The following is a 26,172-nucleotide window of genomic DNA, read 5'->3' on the forward strand; positions in this document are numbered from 1 at the left end:
TCCAATTAGGAAACAAAGCCGCTCTCAACACATAGTTTCGTTGAAAGAAGAACTAAACCGCTCTTGGAGTAGTATTGAAGTGGCGCTTAAATTCGCGGCTAAATTGAGATGGGCTGGAGTAACCGACTCGACGTGCAGCATCACTAATACGAAGGCCTTCTAGTTGAATCAGCTCTTTCGCTTTGTTGAGCCTAACCTTCTTCAAATATTGCAGTGGTGATTCAAAAGTGACATTACGGAATGCATAGTGGAAGGCAGACACGCTCATGTTGGCTTCGTCAGCGAGCGATTGAACAGTGATGGTTTGGTCGTATTCTTCATGCACTTTAGACAGCGCTTTAGCGACACGTGCGTAATGGCCATCATGATGAGCTAAATCAAACAGCACACGCCCTTCTGAACCGGTTAATGCGCGGTAGACAATCTCTGTCACCATCGCATCGCCCAATATATTGGCTTCAATGTCGCAATGCAGCGTTTTCACCAACCGGGTAAAGCTCTCTAGCATTTGCTCTTCCATCGGCGTCGATTCTAAGCCACTCGAGTTCTGTTTGTGCTTGTTGCAATAACTTTCTAAGAAGCCTTGGTCTTCGAGCTTTTTCACTAAGCTATGCAAACGTTGAGAATCAATGCTTATCGACAAACCAAGCAATGGTTCGCCATTAACAGGCAAGGCTTCGCACTCTAACGGCATTGGCACACCCACCACAAGATAATCACCTGCAGCGTAAGTCACTGGCCTTTCGCCAATATAGATGTTCTTTTTGCCCTGCCCGAGCATGATAATACCCGACTGGTAAGTGAATGGCTGACGCTGATTCCCGCCACTGCTTCTATACAACCACACACCGCCAATTTCAGTTTCTCTGATCCCTTCAAGGTCATCCCAACCTTTGTGTTCTACATAAGACTGTAACAACTGCGCGAGTGTTTTCATAAGTGGCGACTTTCCATTCCAAGTGCTAAGAGTAAGTAAGCTAAAGCAGAGAAGAATATCAACTTTGTAGAAATAGGCAATTTATTTGGAGGAACAGCTCTTCATTGACCTAGATTACTGTACTAATATGCAAATATAGAAATTGAGCAATAAACCAAAATAACAAATTTCGCTTTACACAAGGAATCTCTGATGCAATTTACTTACGTTAACCCTACTGTTATCCATTTCGGCCAAGGCCAAATCAACGCTATCAGCCAAGCGGTTGATACTTCGAAGAAAGTACTGGTCATCTATGGTGGCGGTTCAATCAAGAGCAACGGTGTTTACGACCAAGTTGTAGAATCTTTGAAAGATCACTCTTGGATCGAGTTCTCTGGCGTTGAAGCAAACCCTACCAAAGAGACGCTAGACAAAGCAGTCGCTCTTGTTAAAGAAGAAAACGTAGAATTCATTATCGCTGTTGGCGGTGGTTCAGTAATCGACGGCTCTAAGTACGTTGCTGCAGCGGCTAAATATGACGGCGACGGTTGGGACATCCTAACGGGCAAATACCAAGTAACTGAAGCGACGCCAATCGGTGCGGTACTGACACTTCCTGCGACAGGTTCTGAATCTAACATGGGTGCGGTAATCACGCGTAAAGCGACTCAAGAGAAACTGGCATTCATGAACCCTGCAGTACAGCCTAAGTTTGCGGTTATGGACCCAGATGTAATGAAGTCTCTACCTGAGCGCCAGCTGATCAACGGATTAGTTGATGCGTGGGTTCACGTATGTGAGCAATACATCACGATGCCAACAGACGCAATGGTTCAAGACGGTTACGCAGAAACACTGCTTAAGAACCTACTTGTACTGGGTAAGCAATACGACGAGCGTGACAACGACGCATGGCGTGCAAACCTAATGTGGACAGCAAACCAAGCGCTTAACGGCCTGATTGGTACGGGTGTTCCTCAAGATTGGGCAACTCACATGATTGGCCACGAATTCACTGCACTATGGCATGTAGATCACGCACGTTCGCTTGCGATTGTTCAACCTTCACTACTTCGTAACCAAATCGAAGCTAAGCGCGGCAAGCTAGAGCAAATGGGTCGTAACGTATTTGGCCTAGAAGCGGGTGCTGATTTAGCAGAACGCACAATCGCTGCAATCGAAGCGTTCTACCACAGCCTAGACGTAGCAACCATGTTTGACGGCTACGAAACAAACAAAGCAACGGCGATTGACAATGTTGTCGCTCAACTTGAATCACACGGCTACCTACAACTTGGTGAGAATCAAGCAATCACGCCAGAGAAAACACGTGAGATTCTAGAGTCTGCGATTCACTAAGAATCGGGAAAATAGAGAGAAAGTAAAGATAGTGGTCATACAACGATGAATTTTCACATCTGACTGAACCCATTACTTTTTTCTTTCGTACAACAGAAGCAGCGTTCATTTTGAGCGCTGCTTTTTAATTTGCCCTACAAGATGCTATTAAATTCTCATAAGTCCCTAATTTTATGTGCAATCATATTTCTATATTGTTAAGGTAAACCTGTCTCTTTACTAGGTATGAACAACGATTTGAACAATCTCAAGGAAATGGTTAAGTTTAAGTCACTTAACAAGTGGTATGGTGATTTTCATGCCCTAAAGGGTATCGATTTAAATATTGAACAAGGAGAGATAGTGGTGATTTGCGGGCCGTCTGGTTCGGGTAAATCAACCTTGATCCGTTGCATCAATCAGCTAGAACCTTTCGAAAGTGGCGAACTTTCCGTGCTAGAACAAGTACTCCCGAGTAAGTTCAACACACCGGGCCAAGTCGGAATGGTGTTTCAGCACTTTCATTTATTCCCCCATCTTACCGTGCTTGAGAACCTTACTCTTTCTCCAATTCGTACGCTTAAAAAAAGCAAACAAGAAGCCGAAAAAATAGCAATGCACTATCTCGAGCGTGTGCACATTGCAGAACAAGCCAACAAATACCCAGTGCAACTTTCTGGCGGTCAGCAACAACGTGTAGCTATCGCCCGTTCGCTGTGCATGAAGCCTGAATTACTGCTTTTTGATGAACCGACTTCAGCGCTTGATCCGGAGATGATCAACGAAGTGCTCGACGTGATGGTTGAACTGGCGAGCGAAGGTATCACCATGGTGTGTGTGACCCACGAAATGGGCTTTGCGAAACAAGTGGCCGACCGCGTTATCTTCATGGATGAAGGACAAATTGTGGAATCGAATACGCCACAAGCGCTCTTTGAAAACCCTCAACATGAACGTACTCAAGCGTTCCTAAATCAGATCCTGACTTATTAATGTTGATTCGAATTATTAAACCCGCCCTTTCCGCTCTAGTACAAATTGTTGTACTGGTGGCTGCTGTTGTTTGGATTCTCGATTCTGGCGCACAAACCATGGGATACAGCTGGCAATGGGAGCGCGTGCCGGACTATATTGCTTTCTATGAAGATGGCGAATGGTGGCCTGCAGAGTTAGTTGAAGGGCTACTGGTTACCATCAATATCTCTCTGATTTCTTTGGTCGCGACACTGATCATCGGCTTAACGACGGCGCTATTGAGAAACTCAAATTCTGTAGTTGGACGCACCTTAGCCACCAGCTATGTTGAGTTGATTCGTAACACGCCGTTATTAGTACAAATTTATTTGCTCTATTTTGTATTTGGCCCCGTATTAGGGCTCGATCGCTTTAGTACTGCCGTTTTAGCCTTGGCACTTTTCCAAGGCGCTTACACCGCCGAGATATTTCGTGCTGGTTTAAATGGTATTGCGAGAGGACAATTTGAAGCAGCTCAATCCTTGGGCTTATCAAAGACCTATACTTACTGGGATGTGATTCTTCCTCAGGTGGTGCAACGCACCTTGCCACCTTTGACCAATGAAGTGATCTCTCTTATTAAAAACTCTTCAATTGTGAGTGTCATGGCTATTTTTGACCTGACGACTGAAGCCAGAAACATTGTTTCTGAAACCGCGATGCCATTCGAGATTTGGTTCTCTGTGGCGATCATTTATCTTGCTCTTACACTTTCACTTTCTGCCGTTGCTGCTTGGCTTGAGCATAAGCTCGGAGCTAACTGGCGAACACAATAAGGATTTATCAGCATGAAGCTATTTAAAACCGCGATTACAGCCCTACTTGCGCTTGCCGTAAGTTTGCCTGCACTTGCTTCTGAAACGCCTAACCTAGACAAAATAAACGAACGTGGCTCACTGCGCGTTGGTATGTCGACATTTGTTCCTTGGGCGATGCGTAACAAACAAGGCGATCTCGTTGGCTTTGAAATCGACGTGGCGAAACGCCTTGCCGAAGATTCAGGTTGGAAAGTCGAATTTGTACCTACGGCATGGGACGGCATTATCCCTTCTCTATTATCGAAGAAGTTTGATGTGATCATCGGCGGTATGTCTATTACTGAAGCGCGAGCTAAAAGCGTACTGTTCACTGAACCATACTCGCACTCTGGTGTTCAACTGGCTGCTAATAAAGAGCTAGCGGAAGGTTTTACTCAAATCTCTGATTTTGATTCTCGCCGCGTGAAAATTGCCGCTCGTCGTGGTGCGTTCACCGTTCAAGTGGCTCGTGAAACCTTCCCTAAAGCGAAAGTTCTACAGTTCGATGACGATGCTCAAGCATTCCAAGAAGTGTTAAACGGCAACGCGCACGCAGTTATCGCGTCTAGCCCGAAACCAGAACACGAAGCGATTAAAAACGCAGATACGCTATTTATTCCATTTGAAGAGCGTCTATCCAAAGGTAACGAAGCATTTGCAGTTCGCCTAGGTGAAACTGACAAGGCAGAATTCTTCAACGAATGGATCAAAGCACGTACTGAAGACGGTTGGTTGAAAGAGCGTTACGAATACTGGTTCTCTACTCTGGATTGGCAAGATCAGATTGCTCAAGGTCAGTAATCTGAAGTTGAGCTCACTTTTTAATATGAGCTAATCTGTCGAATCTGAATCAAGGCAGTGCACTGTTTGCACTGCCTTCTCATCGACGATTTAAGTAGCCTTTTTAAGTAGCTTTATTTGATTCGTTTTAAATCCAAGCAACAACCCAATAATAATTAATGTTTAAACAGGAATGACGTGAGTAGTACTAGCGCATTAACAACACCTAAGCCCAACGTTCATATGAAGCCTTGGTATCAACGCCTTACTCTTTTAGATGGCGTGTTACTCGCCGTTATTTGTGTGTTTGCAGGCTGGCTTTATTATCGTTCCGCTGTTGGTATCAACTACCATTGGCGATGGGAAGATGCGTTTACCCTGATTTTTATTCCGCCCTCCGAAGGTAACATCCCTTATTTTTTCCAAGGCTTGATCGCGACACTGCGCTTGAGTGTCTGGAGCATGGTGTTAGCACTCTCTTTTGGGACATTACTTGGCGTCGCAAGGCACTCCAAAATCGCTTTCTTCAGAACGCCTGCACTGATTTTTATCCAGTTGGTTCGAAATATTCCGCCACTGGTGTTTGTCTTTATCTTTTACTTCTTTGTTTCTAACCAGCTGATCCCATTGCTTGGTTTAGAAAGCATTTTACGTGAACACAACGGCGAGATTAATGCTGTTCAAGATTTTCTGTTCGGCCCAGCTAACCTTTGGGAAAACTTGGCGTCTGGTGTTATCTGTATTGGCTTGCTCTCTTCTGCTTATATTGCTGAAGTAATTAGAGCTGGCTTAGAAGGTATTCCTAAAGGCCAATGGGAAGCGGCCGATTCACTCGGTCTGTCTGCATTGTCTAAGTATCGATTTGTAGTCGGCCCGCAAGTATTAACGGCTATCACACCGCCATTGGCTGGCCAAGCAATATCTTTGGTTAAAGACACGTCGATTGTGTCTCTGATTTCTATCCAAGAGATGACGTTTGTTGGTACTGAAATGGCAAACTCTTCAGGTTTGATCTTTGAGATCTGGCTCATTGTTGGCTTCGTATATTTTGCTTTGTGCTTTGCGCTTTCACGTCTTTTCAAAGTGATTGAGCAGCGCTCTAGTGCCTATCTCAACCATCAATAACCCCACCAATCAAAAATACGAATTCACCAGACTATTCATCGCCCTTATCCATTTCACCTGATTGGTTTAAGCTATTGACCAATCAGGATTTATCCCTTCATATTTCTTCTTAGAAACACAGCAAAATACTCGCCTAATCACTATACTTAAAGTATCGAACTGCGTTGATTCTTCTCAAGGACATCACTCAACATGGACAATCATAAAGAAAGAGCTTTTTACGCCGTTGTTGGCGCATTGGTTGGAGACGCCGCTTCAATGGGGCTGCACTGGCTGTATGACCAAGAGAGGATCTTGCACGTGGCGGGTTTTGAACCAGAATTTCGCTCACCAAACCAGTTCGATTATCAAGACAAGGGCTACTTCGCCCACCAAGGTAAAACCGCTGGCGACCAATCACAATACGGTGCTCAGTTATTGGCGATGGTCGATAGCCTAGCCGATAATCAACACTACGACGAAGCGAGTTACATTAAGCACTTCCGTTTCTGGTTTGATTTTGGTGGCAGTTGGCAAGGTTACATTGATAAAGCGACTCGTATGAGCTTGCTGAACATACATAAACTAGAGCTAACAGAAGCTCCAATCACAGCCTGTGGCGCTGATGACACCCAGCTACCTGCTGTTTCAAAGCTAATTCCTTTAGTGGCGTGTACTTACACCTCTCACACCTTACCGGCAATGGTAGAGAGTGCGGTACGAGTGACCAACAACAACGACAAAGCCGTGGAATGGGCACAAGCCATCACCTTATTGGTTCAAGCGGCAATTCAAGGCAACTCTCCACTGCAATCAGTAGAGATGGTGCGACAAACTTGTAGCAAGTTCATACACGATCAAATCGATGAAGCCCTCTCAGCGCCTGAGCTTTCAATAACAGATGCCGCGAAAAAGTTCGGGTTGCATTGCGAATTGAGTGCCGCGTTCCCGCTGCTGATTCGCATCATTGCTGGCGCTCAGAGCTTTAAACAAGGTATCCGCGACAACATTTTATGTGGGGGCGATAGCTGCGGGCGTGCAATTGTAATTGGCGCGGTATTAGCGGCGTGTTTCTACGAGGAAGATGGAGGCATTCCAACCGAATGGCTAAAACAAGTCGAACTCAATGGCGGTGTGCTGTCTTTGCCTATTGAGTGATTTCCACAACAACGAACTAGAGCCTGACATAAGACAAGCACACTTCTAGGTCGGATGTCGTTCCTATAAAGTTGGAACACACTGCGATAACTCATTCTTCAGCCAAACAACAAACGGGCTTTCTGGCTCTTCATGGTTGCTATCTTGCGTGAGCAATATGTACTGGTGACCAGAAGGTACGAAGCCAAACGGCGCGATCAAGTTACCTCTTTCAAGATCGTCGGCGACAAGTGGATAAGACCCAAGCGCTATGCCTAACCCATCGACAGCCGCCTGAAAGCAAAAGTAGAAGTGTGCAAATGTTTGGTTCGCTCGAGCTTTTGACCACTCTCCACCATTAACTTTATCTATAGTGATAGCACCCCAATGACTCCAAGCATCTGGCCGTGTACTGCTGTGCAGTAATTTCACATCATCTAAGTTATCTTTTACCTGCTGCCAATAACCCGGGGAACACACAGGGCCTACCCACTCTTCAACTAACGGTATCTGTTTGTAATGCTCGGTTACGTTGAAGTCGTCTCGGCGAATGGCCATATCTAATCCAGTTGAGCCTAATGTCACAGGCCCACCTGCGGTAGACAATCGAACATCAATTCCGGATTCGTTATAGAAATCACCGAGTCGAGGCATTAACCAGCGCATGGTCAATGTGGGTTCGCATGAAACCTCCAACGCTTGATGATTCAGCTGATTAAGCTTATGGACTCCAGTCTCCAAGGCTTGGAACGCTTGCTCTGTGTAACCTTTGAGTAATTCCCCTTCTTTGGTGAGACACACATTCCTGCCCTGTTTGTAGAACAAAACTTGGGATAAGTGATTTTCCAATACCTTGATCTGCTTACTCACCGCGCCATGTGTGATATTGAGTTTATCCGCCGCTTCACTGTAACTACTCGAATGCGCTGCTACGTGGAAAATATGAAATGCTTTCAAATGCCTCATGTGTGATTTTTTCTCACAGATAGGTGGAATTCATTTCGATTATAGGCAGCAATAAAAAACCATACAATGCTGGCTCATCAAATATAAAGAGTTGGAGTCATTATGGAGTGGTTAATCCTAGCAGTATTGGGAATATTGATTGTTATCAGCCCAGGCGCTGATTTCGTTTTAGTTTTGAAAAACAGTGTCAACCAAGGAAGACAAGCAGCGATTTGGACTGCAATCGGTGTGAGTTTAGCGATTTGTGCTCACATCAGTTATTCAATGCTTGGGATCAGTTACTTAATCTCACAGAATGAGCAGCTGTTTGACATGATTAGATACGCAGGTGCAACCTACCTTATTTATCTAGGGCTAAAAGGTATCTTGAGTGCGGACAACAAGCTTGCCCCGATGGAAGATGCAAAGCAAAGCACCAGTGTTTGGCGCTATTTAGCCCAAGGCTTCTTATGTAACGTGCTCAACCCAAAAACCATGTTGTTCTTTTTGAGCATCTTCAGCCAAGTCATCTCACCTGATGCAGAAAACCAGCATGTCGCGCTCGGCTATGGGCTTTACATGATCGTTCTTCACGGTTTATGGTTTGGCGTTGTCGCTATGCTGTTTACTTCGAATACATTGAAAAAGCATCTATTGAGAGCAAAGAAAAGGCTTAATCAAGCATGTGGATTTGGCTTAGTGACGTTCGGAGCACTGTTGGCGATTAAATCGTAAACAAGCGAGTCACAAATAGAGAGCGATTCAAACGACTGAATCGCATCTAACTGGGTCTTGGTAAAACTCTAAACAAGATTCATCGGTCTAATATCGGCACTATCAGGGAAGATAGCGTTGAGTTGTTTCACTTCTATCGATAAATGTCGGTTGAGCACACCCTTGATAACCGAACGCATATCAGTCGTTGGACTAAGGTCTCGGCCTTCATATAGCTGGCTTTGGCTCAAGCCCGGCCAATTGGTAATAACCTTACCACCCGCTCCTTTCAACGATGGCAGCGCACCACCCGCAACAAACATGACGTTGCCAGTGCCATGGTCGGTGCCTTTGGTGCCGTTTTCTTTTGCTGTTCGACCAAATTCACTGGCCGCGATGATCACTGTCTTCTGCCAACGATCACCTAGTGAAGCTTTGAGAGCCGCTAACCCAACATCCAAAGTTTTAAGCTGATTACTCAACCGTCCATTTACGTTGCCTTGATTGGCGTGAGTGTCCCACCCACCGAGTTCTAACGCTGCGATGTTTGGTCCGTTATCAGCCGACAATATGTCGCCTGTTTTACCCATCAATGATTTAAACTGTTTGCCGACACCTTGGTCGCCTACCAGTTGATCTATCTTCATGACACTTTCAAAGTTTGAAGACAGCATTTGGTCACTTTGAAACAACTCCTCCAGCAGTTCCGTTTGTTTATCACGTGTTTTTAAGCGGTTTGGGTACCAACTTGCAACGGTCGATTCGCCCTGCATGATGAGTGGTAAGCCCGAATCAATCGCTATTCCATCGTATTTTTCTGAGCTCAACGTGAGTAAACGGTTAATCCACCCTACGGTGTTAAACGGGTCGGAAGTGCCATTCTCCAATATCTTCTGTCCATCAAAATGTGAGCGCTCGCGATAAGCGGTTGAACAAGCGTGTACAAAGCTGAGTTCGTTACTCTCATACCATTGATGGCATTGCTTTAGGGATGGGTGAAGCCCAAAGAAATCATCCAACTTCACTAGCTGTTCAGGTTTTAATCCGATGTTGGGTCTCAAATTAGAGTAATCCGGATCGGCATGCGGCACTACAACATTTAAACCATCCATCGCGCCACGCAGTGATACCCAAATGAAGATATTGTCTGAACCTGTTTTGGCAAAGCTTGGAAATGGCAGCATCGCACTGACGCCAACAGCCGCCGCAATACCCATGAACTGGCGGCGGTTAATACTATGTGGCGCTTTATTCTGAGAACAATCTGACTTTTTCATACCCACTCCTAACGATATTGAAACTGCGGACTTAGCCACAACAGGGAAAGTTGCATTGCAGCGCTGTCGGCTTTGTTCAATACAATTTGGGTGTGTTCATCAATAGCATCGCCATATAAACCCGCGATCACTTTATCCACTACCGCTTTCGGCTTAACTCCTGACGCTTTAGCCGATTTTATTGCAGCAGACGCAAGCCTATTCGCAACTTGCATACGTTGAGTCAACGCCGAAGGGCTATTGTAGTCTCTGTCTTGATCCGACCAGCCTGCAGGTGAACCCGGTTTAAAAGGAGGCTGCCCTAAATTGTTGAGTGCATTGAATGCCTGTTTCTCGTTTAAAGAAATATCGGCACTACGAAGAACGGCAAACAGCCACTCCTTCGGCGGTCTAAAACGATTAGGGTTAGGTTTACTCGCCTCAGCGCTGTTCAATAACAAGCGATAGATAGGCAGTAAATCTCCCTCGCCTTTCAGATATTCAGCAACCATTTGCTCTGAGAGTTCTTTAGATATGTCGCCAATGAAATGCTGGCAAAGCTTATCAACCAAGTGCGCAGCAGTGTCTTTGTGGGTCGCTAAGGTTTTTAAACACGACTCTCCTTGCGAGACCCCGGATTGAGAATAGGACTTTCCAAGCAGTGTGATACTTCCTGGCTCATGCAGATTATTAGCGAATCGAAAACCAGCATCAGGAGATTTGAATTTAATGCCCCAGCCTGAAATGCCTTTTGCTAAAGCAATAACATCTTGCTGAGTATAAGAACCGTCAACGCCAAGAGTGTGGAGTTCTAAGATCTCACGAGCGAGGTTCTCATTGAGACCCTTATTACGGCGCTTTCCGACTTTTGAATTGGGACCAATCGAGAGTTGATTATCGAGATACAGAAGCATCGCAGGATGTTTAGAAGAAGCCATCAGCATCTCGCCAAAGTTACCATTCCAATGCTGGCGAACCACATCGTTTTCAATGCTGGCGGCCAAGGGCATCAGTTTTCGATTATCGACCGAGATGGCGAAGTGATTGCTCCAAAACTGAATGATGCGCTCTTGAAAACCATAAGGAGTTTCAACACTTTGTAGGTGGCGAGCTTGAGCTTGTTGTCGATACTGCGTTCGAAGAAAAGACTGCGCTTCTTTCTTCGTGGCTTGCATCTGTTGTTCGTCACCCTTGGCCTTCATTCGTTGTACACGATTCTCTCCTACTTTAATCAGAGTAGATTCAGTACTCGGTAAGTCTTGTATAGCTTGGTGAACGAATGGCTTTTTATCCAACTGTTCTACAGGAGAATAATAGGTTGTTTGACCTAGTTTTGGCCCAAAGCCAAACCTTTGTTCACCCACGATTTTTGAAGTCGGGTAATAATTCATTGCACACTCCCTTACGCTCGATCTTTTCTAAGTGTAATCGCTTAGTCATCAAGCATAGGGAGCTTTACAAGGTTTTACGTTAGATAAGTGTCAGGTGCCTATCAAGTTACCGACACGGTGTGATCATTTTGAATGAGTGTCTATTCACGCCACATATAGACAAACTGATCGTTTTGCGAGGTGATTTCGAAGCCAAACCTTAAATACAACTCCCCAACTCGATTACCTTGTAAATAACACAACTCCACAGGCTTATTGAGTTTGGCTGCTTGAGCTAAGCAATCCGTTAAAACTTGGCTGCCAATACCTTTGCCATGATATTCAGGCAGTAGAAAGAATCGGCAAAAATAGAAGTGCTCGCCTTTGTCTTGCAACAACACACTACCAATCGCTTTACCTTGATATTCAATGATTTCAGGCCGTTCTTCTGCCCACTCTTCGGCGTGTATATCTCGTTGAATTTGTTCATCCCAGCCAAATACGGCCTTGATTGGTTCAAACTCAGCGGCCTTCTTAAGCTCGAACAGAAATTTATAATCTGATGACTGAGCCGGTCTTGTTGAATACTTCAAAATACCTCCAACAATAATTGGCTATGGTTTCATTTTCGTTTAAGCCGGAATTCAGAGCCCCAGACACAACCAAAAATGCCACGCTTAAATGTTCATTTTGGTTCTAGTTGGTAACGTAAGACTTCGTGTTTATCTTGCTCTGAATAAAAGGTATTCAGGAATTGTCCACCGCACTTCTCTATCACCTTTTGCGAAGCAATATTGCCCCTCTCACACGTAATAATAGCGCTTTCGGTCAATACGTGTCGTTGAACCCAAGACAACATATGACTTGCGATACCCCGCCCTCTGGCTTGTGGCAGCGTCTCATATCCGATATGTCCAATAACATCGTGAATGTGCGGACTGGTACCATGACGAACTCTTATGACACCAAGGATTTGACCAGAGTCGATACAAAAATACGTAGAAGCAGGCGTCCACCCTTCTGGCAAACCCTCGCCTTTTGAATAAGCAATTCGTCTTTCTAAATAGGCATCACTGCCATCGGAAATCCCCGTGTAAATATCTACCCCATCCTCAGCGCAAGCGTTCACATAGTAATGAAAGGCCGTTGAATGTGAAAGAGCAGCTTTAACCATGTCCATATGATGTTGATTCTCCAACGGCTTCTACGCTATTTAGTTCAGGAGCGACTCGCAATTTTGACCTATTATCGACTACTGCTTCTTAACGTACTTCGCCGTAACCAGCATTTCACCGCCACCATCCAGCTTGCAATCTAGTTGGTGATCTTTGCCTTCATTGATGCGTCGAATCACAGCTTTAGTACCAATTTTCAATACGCTAGAACTGCCTTTAATTTTTAGATCTTTAATGAAGGTAACTTTATCGCCACTTTCCAATACAACGCCATTCACGTCCTTAACACGCGCGGCTTCTCTTTCTAAACGCTCTTCTTCTGGGTTCCATTCGTAGGTGCACTCAGGGCAGATTAGGTTGTTTTGGTCTGGGTAAACATATTCAGATTGGCATTGCGGGCAAGGAGGTAGAGACATACGTTAATACTTAATTTAAATAGAATTTGTTCCATTTTAATGGCTCTTGTCAGGCTTAGCGAGCATAAATCTAACAAGTTTTACGGAGAGCTAATTGTCTTCAAAAAAGAGCAGCACCTAAAACGAACAAACACAGCCGCTAAGCTGTGTTTGTTTAAAGGTTTGAAAAGCGGAACGGCTTAACGTTCGACTTTTGGTGAGTAAATCGAGTAAGCGGTAATTTGCCCTGCCACGATTGCCGAGAACATGAATAACGCCGATAAACCAATACTCGGGATAGGCAAAATCGATTGTTCAAACACCGACTGGCTGGCACTCACTAATACTCGGCTACCCGGAACCAAGATGATGATCCCTTGCACGATATAAATAGAACCCGTGAGCTCCATCTTCTTGGCAATCCAAGTTCCGTACAAAGTAATAAGAACCGTCGTCACCCAAGTGCCGACAACCCAACCACTATCAAAACCTAGATAGAATGGGCCCCACATACCGAGAACGGCAACTGGTAAACCGAGTAAGATATCTTTAGGGCGAGCATTGAACATCACACCGATAGATACAGAGATCAGCACCAAGCCAGATATGTGCATCCACATCGGTACCGCGTTGGTATAGTCGATGGAGACCGCTTGTCCCCATATCGCTTCACCGATGTTGAGCCCCATGATAATCCCGACAAACAGCTTAATCAGGGTTAAGGCGCTCTGCCCTAGCAAGCTGGTACCTGAAACCAAGTCATTAAACGCCAAACATTCTAATGCGTTAGCTATGGATAACCCGGGGACAAACAAGACAATCGAGGCGATACACAACGCCCACACCGGAATCGGCAACCCTGTGCTCGCCAGAAACGCCACGAAGATACCGGTTAGCAGTGCCGAGATGAACTCAACCGCGATAGCACGACGTGAATGAAGAACTTGCTGACATACCCACACCATCAAACCCAATAACGCAGAAAAGCCCACCGCTTCCAACGTACTGCCCACCAGCATCAAATAAGCAGGCGGAATACCCATATTGGCAAGTGCAGTCACAAATTTTGAGTAACCGACAGGCTCTGGTACAGGCTCACTGCTTGGCTGGTTAATACGAATGATCGTATTGGCCAACAAACTCAGGTTAATTGACGCAGGCTTTAGACGCTTAAGAATAACGGCGTTGTTATCGTCTGGAAATTGATAGTTAATCGCAGTTGGCGTTGCTTGGATCATCACATCAACACCATGCTTTTTTGCATAGAATTGAGTGTATTTCTCTAGCTTGTAAGGAGCACAGCCACTGCGGTGAAGAGTGTCACCAATTTCAACAATTTTGTTAATTCGGAACTGAGAAGGCATGGGAATTTTAGGGGAGACAAAATGTGCGGCAAATGTACCAAACGATAGACGGAATGACGAGACTTTTGCGTGAATTATCAACTGAACTCGTTACTTTTTTCTGCAAAGGCTTATAAGTACCTATAACTCTACTCATTTGGGATTAGTTTACTGAATGTTTTGACAGGCTGATAAGTTAAATTTATGCATTCAGATTGTTATTAACGGACGCCAAAACACGATTAAAAATCAGTTTATATTAACACTCAAAATTCCTTAATTTACATGGATTTTATGACAAGCTAACACCAACAAACTGGTTTATAAATCAAACCAAATTTGTCACAGAAATAGCGGGGGATTTTCCATTGTTTCTCGCCCTCCGTTTAGCGAGAGTTTAGTCACATTTTATTCACTGTGAAAACGCCGAACATGATTGAAAAACTAGCGGTGTGGTGGTTATGCGAGCACTTAGAATAAAAATGAAAGAAAAAGGTTTCGTTTTCAGTTAGATGTGGCATTATCACTCTCGTTAAGACGATGTGCGTACATCGTATAATGGCTATTACCTCAGCCTTCCAAGCTGATGATGCGGGTTCGATTCCCGCTGTACGCTCCAGTCTTCTTGATGCCTCAGTCTTACTCTTAAGACAGTGTGCGTGCATCGTATAATGGCTATTACCTCAGCCTTCCAAGCTGATGATGCGGGTTCGATTCCCGCTGCACGCTCCAACTTCTCCTTAAGCTTCATTACGCACTTTCTTCCAGCGACACCCTATTCAAAAATTTTCGCCGTTTGCTAAGTCCATAATCATTAAATCTATACTGACTAAACTTATTTTATTTAAGCTTAGATTGACGAATCAACGCTAAGTGACCAACCAAAGCTATTAACTCCTTAAATCGCTTCGTATTTCTGACACCTATCCAAATCACACATTGCAGTTCAGCTTTTAATGATTTTCAAAATTGTTCCAATTTAATAATCTTGGTCAATATCTGCAAAAATCATTGTGGTAATGTGCGCGCATTAGCAACAACCCACAAATAATAAAAAATGTTTAAAACCAATGAGTTAACAATTAACATCGAAGCAATTAATGTCGCGTTAGCAAAAGTTGAAAATGCCAATAAAATTCAGCTAGATACATTGAAAGGTTATGTGAACAGCGAGCCTGAACAGGCTGTACTGGCTTTTCGATCGCTGAATGAAGCAGAGTCAATAGATGACAAGTTTAAAAAGATCATGGCAGAGCTACCGCATCTGAGCGGCGAAGCACACCATCTGCTTGAAACTTCTATCTTGCTACAGTGACTATAAATAAAGATAAGCCTCAGCGAATCCCTCACAGCAAAGCGCTTTAGGTATAAGTTAAGACTTATCTTTAATTTTCTAGCCCTCATTGAATTTCTAATTCAACAAAGCGCTATTGATTAACGTCTAAAGCGTTAACGACTTCACCATACCCGCTTCAGCGTGACCAGGGATATTGCACGCTAACTCTACGTTATTATCACCATGGAAATGCCACAGCAATTGCTTCGCTTTACCCGGCTTAACTGTAACTGTGCTGCCCGAGTCATGAGCGTGATTACCCATGTTTTTCATCATTTCACGGTGCTCTAGCTGCTCTGAAGCAGAACCAATCGAAAATTCGTGATCAATCTTGCCTGTGTTCATCACAACGAACTGCACCACGTCGTTCGGCTCAATATCAACCTTGTTCTTAAATGTGATTTTCATATCGTCACTTAGCAGAACATGAACCACTTTATCCGGCTTTGCGCCTGTCGCAGGCATACCCACTTCAGACATGCCTTCCATATTCATCATCGAATGGTCCATCTCTCCACTCTTCATCATCGAGTGATCCATGTTTGAATGGGCGATACTTGAATGATCAACAGTTGAATGGTCCATTTCAGCAAAAGCCGTTGCAGTAGTTAACGTCAGTGCAATCGCAATAAGTGTCTTTTTCATGATCGTTCCTTAGATTAATTCAGTTATTTATTTGTTAGTTTCACATGTTCATGTGGTACGCCCTTACTCACTCTGTTTTTAGTCAGTAAGGGCTAATAATCAATACGTTATTTGTTTATTTCATTTTGACTGTGCGTAATCTCACGCTGTTTCCAGAGCTTAAAGATTGCAGGCAACACCAGTAGGGTAAGCAATAGTGCAGACGCCATTCCGCCTATCATCGGCGCAGCAATTCGCTGCATCACTTCAGAGCCCGTACCTTCGCCATACATAATTGGAATGAGGCCAATGATCACAGTGAGAACCGTCATCATTACTGGACGCACACGAAGCCCTGCCCCTTCACGAATGGCATCAGTGAGATCGGTTTGTTGGAGTGTTTGCTGGCTCTGTTCGGCATCAAGCTTTTTGAAGTGCCACGCTTGGTTGAGATACACCAACATGATCACACCTATCTCGACAGCTACCCCGGCAAGCGCGATAAAGCCCACACCCACCGCACTGGAGAAGTTATAATTGAGGACATGCATCAGCCATAAACCACCCACCATCGCGAGTGGCAATGTCAGCATGATCATCATCACTTCACCGACACGGCGGAAGCTCAAATACAGCAGCAACATAATGATGGCAATGGTGATAGGCACGACCACACTTAAGCGATCTTTGGCACGTTCCATGTACTCGTATTGACCAGACCAAGCCAGTGAGTAACCCGCAGGCAAAACAAGCTGATCTGTAACGACTTTTTGTGCCTCTGCCACATAAGAACCAAGGTCACGCCCTTCGATATCCACGAACACCCAACCATTAGGACGCGCATTCTCTGTTTTGATCATCGGAGGGCCATCTTCATATCGAATATCCGCGACATCAGAAAGCGCGATACGAGCACCGTTTGGTGTCACTAACGGCAGGTTCTGCAACTTAACGACAGAATCACGATAGCTTTGTGGGTAACGGACATTGATTGGGTAACGCTCTAGCCCCTCAACGGTTTCGCCCACGTTCATGCCACCAACCGCAGTCGAAATAACCTGTTGCACTTCTTTAATGCTCAAGCCATATCGCGCAGCAGAACGACGTTTGATGTCTATCGTCACATAACGACCACCCGCAACACGCTCAGCGTAGACAGAAGCCGTACCACTCACGCTATTGAGGATGGGTTCAAGTTGAGAGCCAATATCCTCAATCACGCTCAGATCTGGGCCTGCGATTTTGATACCAATTGGCGTTTTAATACCGGTCGCCAACATGTCGATACGCGTTTTGATTGGCATGACCCAAGCATTGGTCAAACCGGGGAATTGAATCAGATCATCAAACTCTTTACGCAGAGACTCCGTAGTGACACCGTCACGCCACTGATCTCGCGGTTTAAGCTGAATAACCGTTTCAATCATAGTCAGTGGCGCAGGATCGGTTGCTGTCTCTGCTCGACCAATTTTGCCCCACGTGGTTTCGACTTCTGGAATGGTTTTGATGAGTTTGTTGGTTTGTTGCAACAACTCACGCGCTTTACCAATTGAGATGCCCGGATACGTGGTTGGCATGTACATCAAATCCCCTTCATCCAAAGGAGGAATGAACTCACTACCAAGCTTACTGGTTGGGTAATAAGCAGACGCCATTAAGCCAAGTGCGATAACAATCATCACCTTGGGATACTTGAGGCTGAGGTTCAGAAGCGGTTTATACATCGCCACTAGGCTTCGGTTTACTGGGTTTTTGTGTTCAGGTAACACGTTGCCGCGAATGAAGTAACCCATTAGCACAGGAACAAGCGTGATAGCCAAACCGGCTGCAGCGGCCATTGCATACGTCTTGGTAAATGCAAGTGGCGAGAACATCTTGCCCTCTTGCCCTTCTAGCGCGAACACAGGCACAAAACTCAAGGTAATGATAATCAGAGAGAAGAACAGCGGTGCGCCAACTTCTTCTGCTGCCTTACCAATCACCTGCCAACGGTTTTTGTCAGTGAGCGGAGTCCGTTCAATGTGTTTATGAACGTTCTCGATCATCACGATGGCACCATCCACCATGGCGCCAATCGCAATCGCGATCCCGCCAAGAGACATGATATTGGCGTTAATACCCTGCCAATGCATCACAATGAATGCACCTAAGATACCTACAGGCAGACTTAGTGCGATAACCAACGACGAGCGGATATGGAACAAGAACAGCGCACACACCACGGCGACCACGATGAACTCTTCAGCCAGCTTCTTCCAAAGGTTTTCAACGGCTGAATCAATCAAAGTAGAACGGTCATAAGTCGCGACAATCTCGACACCATCAGGTAAGCCTGCTTGCAGTTCCGCAAGCTTGGATTTAACCGAATCGATCACTTCACTGGCATTTTCACCAAAGCGCATCACGATAACGCCGCCAACCGCTTCACCCTCACCGTTGAGCTCCGAGATACCACGACGCATTTGCGGGCCGAGGTTAATGTCAGCAATGTCACCTAATAGTAGCGGTGTACCTTTGTCTGTCACTTTTAACGGCAGAGATTGAATGTCTTCGATGCTTGTCAGGTAACCCGTCGTACGAACCATGTGCTCGGCTTCGGCAATCTCGACAACAGACGCTCCTGTTTCTTGATTACCATCTTGGATCGCCTTGTTGACCTGTTGAAGTGTTAGGTCATAAGCACGTAACTTGGCAGGATCAATCTGCACTTGATACTGCTTCACCATGCCGCCAACGGTCGCCACTTCAGACACGCCTTCTACGGTTTGCAACTCATACTTCAAGAACCAATCTTGCAAACTACGAAGTTCCGCTAAGTCGTGCTGACCTGTTTTATCTTGCAGAACATAGCTGTAAACCCAGCCCACACCGGTTGCATCTGGCCCTAGTGTTGGCTTAGCACTCGAAGGCAAGTTAGGTGCAACTTGGCTTAGGTACTCCAGCACTCGTGAACGTGCCCAGTACATATCAGTATCGTCATTGAAGATGATATAGACATAGGAATCACCAAAGAACGAGTAACCACGAACTGTTTCAGCACCCGGTACAGCTAACATGGCGGTGGTCAATGGATAGGTCACCTGATCCTCGACCACTTGTGGGGCTTGCCCCGGATAACTGGTTTTGATGATCACCTGAACATCTGACAAATCAGGAATGGCATCGACAGGTGTATTTTTAACGCTGTATAAGCCGCCAAATACGATGGCTACAGTAGCAACCAACACTAAGAAGCGGTTGCTAATAGACCAGCGAATGATTGCATTGATCATAGTTCGCCCTCACCCGTGCTATTCGTCGGTTCGAGAGATTTGAGCACATAATCAGAACCTTGCTTCGCCACTAGAAACCGAATGGTTTGTCCCTCGGCAAACTCAGATAAATCAAGGTCATCACTGGCTTGGAAATTCATTTCACCCGCTTTCCAATTCCACTCTGGGACTGGCTGATGTTTTACGGTGATCATGCCAAAATCTGCCATCAACATAGTGATGTCACCCGTTACCCAAACTTCGCCTGCGATCTTGTGTTTGTTGACCTTGTAATCAACAACCTCGTACTGCCCTGACTCTGTCTTTCTCATCTCAAAATCAATCGCCTTACCACGTTGCACGTCACTCATGTCTAAGCCTTCCGCAAACGTGAAATTCATCACCATGCCCGGCCAATCCCATTCTGGAACAGGCTGATGGTTAATCGTCACCATACGGCTGCCTTGCATAACATCGGAAATTTCACCGTTTGCCCATACGGTTTCCGCTTCTTCCTCAACACCATTGATGCGTGACAGATCAGCTGATTGGCTCGATTCAGAATCCAACATGAAGTGTGCAGAAGTGACAATACTCTCACCTTGCTCTAGCCCTTGAAGCACCTCTATTTTTTCGCCAGCTTCACGACCAACCTCAATACGAGCAGAGCGATACTTGCCAGAACCTTCTGACATCACCACTCGAGTCATACCACCGGAGTGAATCACCGAAGATCTTGGGATAGTAAGAACGGCTTCATCACTGATGGGTTTCAGCGCAATATTGGCGAACATATTTGGCTTAAGCTCGCCATTTGGATTGGAGAACTTCAAACGAACGCGCAAAGTTCGAGTTTTTGGGTCAAGGATTGGGTACACGTAATCGACATTACCCAACCACTCTTTGCCAGGAATGGCATCTAGCGTCATCACTGCATTGCTGCCTGACGAGATCCAGTGCGCTTGACGCTCAAACACCTCAGCATCAACCCATACTTCGCCTAATGGGCCAGCACTGATCACCGCTTGTGCCGGTGAAAGGTAACCACCTTCTCGGATATTCAGGCTTGCGATGACACCATCGGCTGGCGCTTTTATTTCAATGGTTTGCGAAGCTTTGCCTTGTCGCGTAATAGCGCGGATTTGCGTCTTATCAACACCCAAGGTAATCAAGCGTTCAGTCGAGCCCTTGATCAAACCTTTACGACCCGTTTTATAAGCACTGATCAACTCTTCTTGAGCTTTAACAAGCTCCGGAGAATAGAGTGTGAAAAGCACATCACCTTTGTTTACCTTCTCACCCACTGCGTTGATGTAGAGCTTCTCAACCCAACCAGCTGCTCTTACGTTGGTTTGCCACAATGTACTTTCATCGAACGCCACATAACCCACGGTTTCAATCCGAGGAGACAGCGCTTCGAACTTAACTTTCGCTGTTTTGACACCCAGGTTATTTTCTACCGAAGAATCAATGAACACGGTACCGGGCTTATCTTTGGCTCCGCCGTTCACATCGTCAGCATATACAGGGATAAGATCCATCCCCATTGGCGACTGGCCCGGCTTATCACGCTGATAATTTGGGTCCATCGGAGCTACCCAATACAAAGGCTCATCGCTGGCCTGTTTACTTACATCTGCGCCTGTACTCGTTGCCATTGCTGACATGTCATGTGCTGGATTAATTAGAAAATGGTTCACACCAAAACCCAATGCACCACCGACCAATAAAGCGATTGTTGCTACTTTTACTGTACTCATTGTCTATTCCCTTATTGATTGGCTGTGTGTTTAGTTGCGCTTGAGCTGAGTTGTGGTTGGTTTACTTGGTATTCAAAGCCACTGACTAACGCCGCCAGTTTGCTGTTAACGATGTTGAGGTCGGTGATCAAACGTTGTTGCTCTAACTGAAGCGCCAGCTCATCGGTCGTTGCTGAAATGACGTCGTTAAACTGGGCGGTATTGTTTTGATAGCCCCTCTCAACCGCGCTGATTCGGGCTGCGGTTTGAGGAAGCAAGGACGTTTGATAGCGATCTAATCGCTGGATCAGATTTGATCTGTCCACCAGCAATGCGTTCACTTGCGCGTTCATTTGGGAAAGTAAGGTGTCTTTTTGAGATTTGGCCGCACCAACTTGATACTGAGCAGCCGATAAGTTTTTATCTTGTCGATTCCCTGTAAACAGCGGGATGTCGACTGTCACATAAGCACTCACCAGATCAGAAGCTGTTTCACCCGCCATGTTATTGGCTTGACGGTGTGCATACATCACTTCCACCCCAAACTGCGGGGTATAAGCTTGCTCTGCTAACTCGACCTGAGTTTGATTGGAGGAAATACTGACATCGGAGATCTTAACCAAAGGATGGTCAGTCAGTAGCTGGTAGTGCTTGGTTGAATCGATATTGGTCGCTAATTTGCTTTCCAACAATGACCAATCGATTTGGTTAGTTGCATTCAGTGTGCCCTGAGAATCAAGAACCTGAGAGCCTAGCCAATCAGAACCCAACCATTCAGAAAGCTGAGAGATTAAGCGGCGCTGAACTTGCTGGTTTGCCTGAAGTTTCTCATCAAGCTTGCTCACTTGAAGCTGAGCGTTAAGCAGATCTTGCGCTTCACTTTTACCAATCGAGTAATTGGTTTGTACATAGTTTTCAAGCTCAACCAACAAACGACGATTTTGACGAATCACCGACTCAGCCTTTTGCTGATAACCTAACTCAAGCCAAAGCTGCGTCATGCTATTCGCAACCGTCAATTCTCTTGCTTGCACCTGCAAAGCTAAAGCATCAGCCTGCTGGCCTGCCTTTTTCTGTTGGAGGTTAAGCGTATCGCCACGCTCAAACTGCTGCATCAGCCCTACCGATATATTAGTCATCGGGTCTTCGTCGAATTGAAAGCTATCGACAGGCAAACCGCCAAATCCAACTTTCAATTTCGGGTCCATTAAGGTCGAGCTGGCAATACCCGTTTCTCGCATCGCTTGAGACTGAGCAAAGTACTGTTTACGATTTCCATCTTCGCTTAAAGCAATCTCAATCAGTGTATTGAGTTGCTGCGTTGAGCTTGCTTGGTCATGTGCTGAAATGTGTTGAGCATTTGAAGCTGACGCCGTGGTAGCCGCGAGCGTAGCACTTGAAAACAAGGCCATAGGCAAGGCAGCAGCAACCACTAAGCTCGTGTTCATGACAAACACAGAGGTTGTTGGTTTCATATTCACAATGAATGTCCATATCTAGCGCTAATTAGCGCATAAAAAAGAATGGCTTATCAGGTTTATCTAACTGATAGAGCTGTATTTTTAGATATAGATTTATGCGGAAGGTGGGCGTAGCAAAGATTGAGCGCGTGCGACTTTCTGGCCAATCGTGACCGATTGAAAACGAGCTAATGAAAAGGAAAGTTGATCAACGGCTTGAACAGCCTGAATTGGATAGGGACTTGCAGAACACATTGAGGCACAGCAATCGGCACTCGAACAATGGTTACCCATCATCGGACTGCCGTCTTCGCTCATTGAAGACATATCGAATTGAGCCATCAAAGCATGGGCACTCATGTTAGAGTCTTCAGCGTGTACTTCTTCACTCATCACATGACACCCTGCCATTGAATCATTAACCGAAGTATCGCTGTGGTAACAAGCCGACTTGCTCGACCCCATTTCCATCATCATTACTTCAGTCATCAAGGCTGAGGAGCTTGAGGCATAGCTAGACATCAACATCGCAATGATGCTGAAAACAATAATCCAAGTTTTTCGGAATGAGTTTGTCATAGTTTACCTTTGAATTTACACCGCAACTATAAACGTTACCCTTAGGGTAAGGTCAATGCCATTGTGCCGATATTTGCCTGACCGTTGAAAAAGTATTCATCCTCTCTTTCATCAAAATGAGATAATTCTTCGACTTTGCAGTTTTTTCTTTAAAAATTATCCAATTAGCTAGCGAAACCTCTATCTGTGTATTTTACTTAAGATAGTGCAACCACGATTCACGGATGATAAAAATGGCTAACAAAAAAAACGTCGAAGCAAACAAGAAAAATACAGAAATCAAAAATAAGAAAAGTAACGAGATAGAACAAAAGAAACCAACACAAAAAAAGAAGCGCAGACTGCATTCACATCTAAAAGTGAATATCCCACTTTTTCAGTCACTCATGATGATTTTGCCATCATTGGCTAAACACGCTGCTGCAGAAAGTATAGACAATGCCAGCGACGCTGCAGATCAAGTAACCGCAAATAACGTGACCGAAAAAGATGTCACCGATGACCATAGCAAGGCGGACTCATCAGCGGTTGCTCTCCAAGAAGCTCAGACGAGTGACAACGACGTAAACTCAACCTTAAGTGCAAGTCATGCCGCCCATGGTTCGAGCTCTCACTTGGTTCCTTCTCATCATTTATCGACGCTTTCTCACCCGCAAGTCCATTACATTCCTTCGGTATCGATGCCGACTATCTCCTCAGGGAGTAACGGTCAGCCGACTCATTCGAATGCGCCTACGACGCCCGCTTTACCTGTCACCTTTATGCCAGAAGTCATAAAAGGTACGTACGGAGAGCTTCATGTTGATGCAAATGGTCAATACACATTCGTATTGAATCCAAATTCTCCTCAATACATCCTGTTAAACCAGCACCAACCAGGTACTGATCATTTTGCGTTACATCTATCTAACGGCTCGAGCATCATTGTTCAGATACCGGTAACAGGTAAGCAAGACACGCCAAATATTTCTGGAGACTTAACAGGTGTGGTAACAGAAGATCACAATATTGATTCACAAGGCTTGTTACATGCGAACGGCAAAATCGATGTCATAGACCCTGACCAAAATGAAAGTTCGGTTACGCCGGAAGTTATCTCAGGTAAATATGGTTCATTAACTATCGATGCTGATGGACATTGGCAGTATCAAGTTGATAACTCGCTCTCTAATGTTCAAGCTTTAACCGCAGCCACTTCACTGCATGAAAGTTTCACAATTCACACCAAAGATGGCACACCTCAAACGATCGATATGACGATTGGCGGAAACGACGACAATGCCGTAATTACGGGTGTGGATGCTGGCACGTTAACTGAAGATTTAACGACACAAGTTCAAGGGCAGCTTTCGGTAACGGACTCTGATCTTGGAGAGGACCACTTTCAAGCCTCACAAGTGACTAGTAATTTCGGTACGCTAAGCATCACCAAAGACGGTGCGTGGACATACAATTTAGACAACAATAACCCAGTAGTTCAAAAACTTGGCCAAGGTTCAACTGCGACAGACATCGTCACTGTTCACTCAGCTGATGGTACAGCGCATCAAGTTATGGTTACGATCAATGGCACCAACGACCATGCAGTAATCACGAGTAGTACAGCAAATTCACCAAGTTCGTTTTTCGCTATCGGGACAAGTAATGGCTCAAGTCAAGTTACTGAAGATAAAGATCTAACGGTTTCGGGCCAACTCAACATCACCGATATCGACTCAAAAGAGGCGCATTTTTCTAATTCCGACCTCAAGGGGACACTGGGTACTTTACACCTTAAAGACAATGGCGATTGGAGCTACGACCTAGATAATAAAAACCCAAAAGTACAGGCTCTTGGTCAAGGCTCTGCGACAACAGACATCATAACCATCCACTCCGCCGACGGCACTCCTCATCAAATTGCAATTACCGTTAACGGCACCAATGATAAAGCCGTGATAAGCGGAACCAGTGCCGGCGTGGTAACCGAAGAGTCCCAACTTCAGACCTCGGGCACACTTGCGGTAACGGATGTGGATACTGGCGAGGCACACTTCGCTACTTCATCCACAGGAAGTACCGATATTGCAGGCTCGTTTGGTACGCTTCATCTGACCGATACTGGTTCTTGGACGTACGATCTTGATAATACAAATCCTAACGTTCAAGCATTGGGCAAAGGAGCAACCGCTACCGACACCATCACCGTTCATTCTGCTGATGGCACAACGTCAACGGTCAAAGTGACGATTAACGGCACTAACGACGCCGCTACTGTCAGTAGCGCGACCGTTGCCATCGATGAAACCGACAAAGCAGTAACGACATCAGGCACGTTAACCAGTACCGATGTTGATAATCCTGATAACACATTTACGCCAGACTCCATTGTTGGAGCTAATGGCGACCTAACTATTGATGCTAATGGGCATTGGGTGTTCACCGCCAACAGCGCGTTTAATCAATTGAACGTCGGCGATAAAGTCGAAGAGACTTTCACTGTCTCGTCTATTGATGGCACACCGTCGACCATCAAGGTGACGATTAATGGCACTAACGATGCAGCGACAGTCAGTACCGCAACAGTCAGTGTGGATGAGACTGATAAAGCGGAAACGACATCAGGAACGTTAACCAGCACCGATGTCGATAATCCGGATAATGCGTTCACTCCAGATTCCATTACTGGCACCAACGGCAACCTCACCATTGGTGCTAATGGCCAATGGACCTTCACCGCCAACAGCGCGTTTAATCAACTAAACGTCGGCGATAAAGTCGAAGAGACCTTCACTGTATCGTCTATTGATGGCACACCTTCGACCATTAAAGTCACGATTAACGGCACTAATGACGCTGCTACTGTCAGCAGCGCGACCATTGCCATCGATGAAACTGACAAAGCGGTAACAACTTC

At 45.4% G+C, this 26,172-nt stretch carries 22 protein-coding genes and 2 tRNA genes; 11 read left to right on the top strand and 13 right to left on the bottom strand.

Annotated features, from left to right (window positions below):
- Positions 1 to 52: 52 nt before the first annotated feature.
- The gene (locus tag AB4583_RS14445) at positions 53 to 937 is read right to left on the bottom strand and encodes an AraC family transcriptional regulator N-terminal domain-containing protein (protein ID WP_372117932.1); all 885 of its coding nucleotides are present in this window, start codon (positions 935 to 937) and stop codon (positions 53 to 55) included.
- Positions 938 to 1,129: 192 nt separating this feature from the next.
- Between AB4583_RS14445 and AB4583_RS14450 the strand changes: the two genes are divergently transcribed.
- The 6 genes from AB4583_RS14450 to AB4583_RS14475 all read left to right on the top strand — a co-directional run bounded on the left by AB4583_RS14450 (position 1,130) and on the right by AB4583_RS14475 (position 7,110).
- Complete coding sequence (locus tag AB4583_RS14450; RefSeq protein WP_372117935.1) at positions 1,130 to 2,278, top strand: iron-containing alcohol dehydrogenase; 1,149 nt, start codon at positions 1,130 to 1,132, stop codon at positions 2,276 to 2,278.
- Positions 2,279 to 2,503: 225 nt separating this feature from the next.
- Positions 2,504 to 3,250 carry an amino acid ABC transporter ATP-binding protein gene (locus tag AB4583_RS14455; protein ID WP_029224268.1) on the top strand — a complete coding sequence of 249 codons (747 nt, stop codon included), beginning with the start codon at positions 2,504 to 2,506 and terminating at the stop codon, positions 3,248 to 3,250.
- Positions 3,250 to 4,047 (top strand): amino acid ABC transporter permease, encoded by a 798-nt coding sequence (locus tag AB4583_RS14460; RefSeq protein WP_009845515.1) that lies wholly within the window; start codon positions 3,250 to 3,252, stop codon positions 4,045 to 4,047. Before AB4583_RS14455 ends, AB4583_RS14460 begins: the two co-directional genes overlap by 1 nt.
- Before the next feature lie 12 nt (positions 4,048 to 4,059).
- Positions 4,060 to 4,869 carry a transporter substrate-binding domain-containing protein gene (locus AB4583_RS14465; RefSeq protein ID WP_017093706.1) on the top strand — a complete coding sequence of 270 codons (810 nt, stop codon included), beginning with the start codon at positions 4,060 to 4,062 and terminating at the stop codon, positions 4,867 to 4,869.
- 177 nt (positions 4,870 to 5,046) lie between these two features.
- The gene (locus tag AB4583_RS14470; RefSeq protein ID WP_372117939.1) at positions 5,047 to 5,973 is read left to right on the top strand and encodes an amino acid ABC transporter permease; all 927 of its coding nucleotides are present in this window, start codon (positions 5,047 to 5,049) and stop codon (positions 5,971 to 5,973) included.
- 192 nt (positions 5,974 to 6,165) lie between these two features.
- The gene (locus AB4583_RS14475; RefSeq protein WP_017068169.1) at positions 6,166 to 7,110 is read left to right on the top strand and encodes an ADP-ribosylglycohydrolase family protein; all 945 of its coding nucleotides are present in this window, start codon (positions 6,166 to 6,168) and stop codon (positions 7,108 to 7,110) included.
- Positions 7,111 to 7,173: 63 nt separating this feature from the next.
- Here the strand turns inward: AB4583_RS14475 and AB4583_RS14480 are convergent, their stop codons facing one another.
- On the bottom strand, positions 7,174 to 8,055 hold the full coding sequence (locus AB4583_RS14480; RefSeq protein WP_372117942.1) for a LysR family transcriptional regulator: 882 nt from the start codon (positions 8,053 to 8,055) through the stop codon (positions 7,174 to 7,176).
- Positions 8,056 to 8,157: 102 nt separating this feature from the next.
- Here AB4583_RS14480 and AB4583_RS14485 point away from each other — a divergent pair, with 102 nt between their 5' ends.
- Entirely contained in the window at positions 8,158 to 8,769 is a 612-nt protein-coding gene (locus AB4583_RS14485; protein ID WP_372117945.1) for a LysE family translocator, read from the top strand.
- A 68-nt stretch (positions 8,770 to 8,837) separates the two neighbouring features.
- On the opposite strand, the gene AB4583_RS14490 is transcribed toward AB4583_RS14485, so the two are convergent.
- From AB4583_RS14490 to AB4583_RS14515, 6 genes are all read right to left on the bottom strand, one after another.
- Positions 8,838 to 10,025 (bottom strand): DUF1501 domain-containing protein, encoded by a 1,188-nt coding sequence (locus AB4583_RS14490; RefSeq protein ID WP_102333476.1) that lies wholly within the window; start codon positions 10,023 to 10,025, stop codon positions 8,838 to 8,840.
- 8 nt (positions 10,026 to 10,033) lie between these two features.
- A complete protein-coding gene (locus AB4583_RS14495) occupies positions 10,034 to 11,395 on the bottom strand; it encodes a DUF1800 family protein (RefSeq protein WP_017081500.1) in 1,362 nt (453 codons plus the stop codon).
- 140 nt (positions 11,396 to 11,535) lie between these two features.
- Positions 11,536 to 11,967: a GNAT family N-acetyltransferase gene (locus tag AB4583_RS14500; RefSeq protein WP_372117947.1), complete on the bottom strand. Its 432-nt coding sequence runs from the start codon at positions 11,965 to 11,967 to the stop codon at positions 11,536 to 11,538.
- A 92-nt stretch (positions 11,968 to 12,059) separates the two neighbouring features.
- Positions 12,060 to 12,554 carry a GNAT family N-acetyltransferase gene (locus AB4583_RS14505; protein WP_017069746.1) on the bottom strand — a complete coding sequence of 165 codons (495 nt, stop codon included), beginning with the start codon at positions 12,552 to 12,554 and terminating at the stop codon, positions 12,060 to 12,062.
- Positions 12,555 to 12,626: 72 nt separating this feature from the next.
- Positions 12,627 to 12,965 carry a zinc ribbon domain-containing protein YjdM gene (locus AB4583_RS14510; protein ID WP_372117951.1) on the bottom strand — a complete coding sequence of 113 codons (339 nt, stop codon included), beginning with the start codon at positions 12,963 to 12,965 and terminating at the stop codon, positions 12,627 to 12,629.
- 179 nt (positions 12,966 to 13,144) lie between these two features.
- Entirely contained in the window at positions 13,145 to 14,308 is a 1,164-nt protein-coding gene (locus tag AB4583_RS14515) for a threonine/serine exporter family protein (protein WP_004731486.1), read from the bottom strand.
- Positions 14,309 to 14,831: 523 nt separating this feature from the next.
- Here AB4583_RS14515 and AB4583_RS14520 point away from each other — a divergent pair.
- The 3 genes from AB4583_RS14520 to AB4583_RS14530 all read left to right on the top strand — a co-directional run bounded on the left by AB4583_RS14520 (position 14,832) and on the right by AB4583_RS14530 (position 15,602).
- Positions 14,832 to 14,906, top strand: a tRNA-Gly gene (locus AB4583_RS14520).
- Between the two features lie 38 nt (positions 14,907 to 14,944).
- A tRNA-Gly gene (locus tag AB4583_RS14525) sits at positions 14,945 to 15,019 on the top strand.
- 325 nt (positions 15,020 to 15,344) lie between these two features.
- Positions 15,345 to 15,602, top strand: coding sequence for a hypothetical protein (locus AB4583_RS14530; protein WP_372117953.1), 258 nt, complete (start codon positions 15,345 to 15,347; stop codon positions 15,600 to 15,602).
- Positions 15,603 to 15,728: 126 nt separating this feature from the next.
- Here the strand turns inward: AB4583_RS14530 and AB4583_RS14535 are convergent, their stop codons facing one another.
- From AB4583_RS14535 to AB4583_RS14555, 5 genes are all read right to left on the bottom strand, one after another.
- Positions 15,729 to 16,268: a cupredoxin family protein gene (locus AB4583_RS14535; protein WP_372052172.1), complete on the bottom strand. Its 540-nt coding sequence runs from the start codon at positions 16,266 to 16,268 to the stop codon at positions 15,729 to 15,731.
- Positions 16,269 to 16,375: 107 nt separating this feature from the next.
- Entirely contained in the window at positions 16,376 to 19,519 is a 3,144-nt protein-coding gene (locus tag AB4583_RS14540; RefSeq protein ID WP_372117956.1) for an efflux RND transporter permease subunit, read from the bottom strand.
- Complete coding sequence (locus AB4583_RS14545) at positions 19,516 to 21,258, bottom strand: efflux RND transporter periplasmic adaptor subunit (RefSeq protein ID WP_372117959.1); 1,743 nt, start codon at positions 21,256 to 21,258, stop codon at positions 19,516 to 19,518. The genes AB4583_RS14540 and AB4583_RS14545 overlap by 4 nt, the downstream gene beginning before the upstream one ends.
- An 11-nt stretch (positions 21,259 to 21,269) precedes the next feature.
- Positions 21,270 to 22,712, bottom strand: coding sequence for a TolC family protein (locus AB4583_RS14550; RefSeq protein ID WP_372117964.1), 1,443 nt, complete (start codon positions 22,710 to 22,712; stop codon positions 21,270 to 21,272).
- Positions 22,713 to 22,811: 99 nt separating this feature from the next.
- The gene (locus AB4583_RS14555) at positions 22,812 to 23,276 is read right to left on the bottom strand and encodes a hypothetical protein (RefSeq protein ID WP_108208380.1); all 465 of its coding nucleotides are present in this window, start codon (positions 23,274 to 23,276) and stop codon (positions 22,812 to 22,814) included.
- A gap of 233 nt (positions 23,277 to 23,509) precedes the next feature.
- On the opposite strand from AB4583_RS14555, the gene AB4583_RS14560 reads away from it, so the two are divergent.
- Positions 23,510 to 26,172: VCBS domain-containing protein (locus AB4583_RS14560; protein ID WP_372117962.1), on the top strand; the 2,663-nt coding region annotated here is incomplete at its 3' end.

This window comes from Vibrio sp. 10N.222.49.C12, from assembly GCF_041475025.1.
Taxonomy (GTDB): domain Bacteria; phylum Pseudomonadota; class Gammaproteobacteria; order Enterobacterales; family Vibrionaceae; genus Vibrio; species Vibrio crassostreae_C.

Coding starts and splice junctions, on each gene's coding strand:
- AB4583_RS14555 (WP_108208380.1), bottom strand. CDS start 23,276: ATGACAAACTCATTCCGAAAAACTTGGATTATTGTTTTCAGCATCATT.
- AB4583_RS14450 (WP_372117935.1), top strand. CDS start 1,130: ATGCAATTTACTTACGTTAACCCTACTGTTATCCATTTCGGCCAAGGC.
- AB4583_RS14540 (WP_372117956.1), bottom strand. CDS start 19,519: ATGATCAATGCAATCATTCGCTGGTCTATTAGCAACCGCTTCTTAGTG.
- AB4583_RS14485 (WP_372117945.1), top strand. CDS start 8,158: ATGGAGTGGTTAATCCTAGCAGTATTGGGAATATTGATTGTTATCAGC.
- AB4583_RS14445 (WP_372117932.1), bottom strand. CDS start 937: ATGAAAACACTCGCGCAGTTGTTACAGTCTTATGTAGAACACAAAGGT.
- AB4583_RS14530 (WP_372117953.1), top strand. CDS start 15,345: ATGTTTAAAACCAATGAGTTAACAATTAACATCGAAGCAATTAATGTC.
- AB4583_RS14475 (WP_017068169.1), top strand. CDS start 6,166: ATGGACAATCATAAAGAAAGAGCTTTTTACGCCGTTGTTGGCGCATTG.
- AB4583_RS14510 (WP_372117951.1), bottom strand. CDS start 12,965: ATGTCTCTACCTCCTTGCCCGCAATGCCAATCTGAATATGTTTACCCA.
- AB4583_RS14550 (WP_372117964.1), bottom strand. CDS start 22,712: ATGAAACCAACAACCTCTGTGTTTGTCATGAACACGAGCTTAGTGGTT.
- AB4583_RS14505 (WP_017069746.1), bottom strand. CDS start 12,554: ATGGACATGGTTAAAGCTGCTCTTTCACATTCAACGGCCTTTCATTAC.
- AB4583_RS14535 (WP_372052172.1), bottom strand. CDS start 16,268: ATGAAAAAGACACTTATTGCGATTGCACTGACGTTAACTACTGCAACG.
- AB4583_RS14465 (WP_017093706.1), top strand. CDS start 4,060: ATGAAGCTATTTAAAACCGCGATTACAGCCCTACTTGCGCTTGCCGTA.
- AB4583_RS14515 (WP_004731486.1), bottom strand. CDS start 14,308: ATGCCTTCTCAGTTCCGAATTAACAAAATTGTTGAAATTGGTGACACT.
- AB4583_RS14490 (WP_102333476.1), bottom strand. CDS start 10,025: ATGAAAAAGTCAGATTGTTCTCAGAATAAAGCGCCACATAGTATTAAC.
- AB4583_RS14545 (WP_372117959.1), bottom strand. CDS start 21,258: ATGAGTACAGTAAAAGTAGCAACAATCGCTTTATTGGTCGGTGGTGCA.
- AB4583_RS14480 (WP_372117942.1), bottom strand. CDS start 8,055: ATGAGGCATTTGAAAGCATTTCATATTTTCCACGTAGCAGCGCATTCG.
- AB4583_RS14455 (WP_029224268.1), top strand. CDS start 2,504: ATGAACAACGATTTGAACAATCTCAAGGAAATGGTTAAGTTTAAGTCA.
- AB4583_RS14495 (WP_017081500.1), bottom strand. CDS start 11,395: ATGAATTATTACCCGACTTCAAAAATCGTGGGTGAACAAAGGTTTGGC.
- AB4583_RS14460 (WP_009845515.1), top strand. CDS start 3,250: ATGTTGATTCGAATTATTAAACCCGCCCTTTCCGCTCTAGTACAAATT.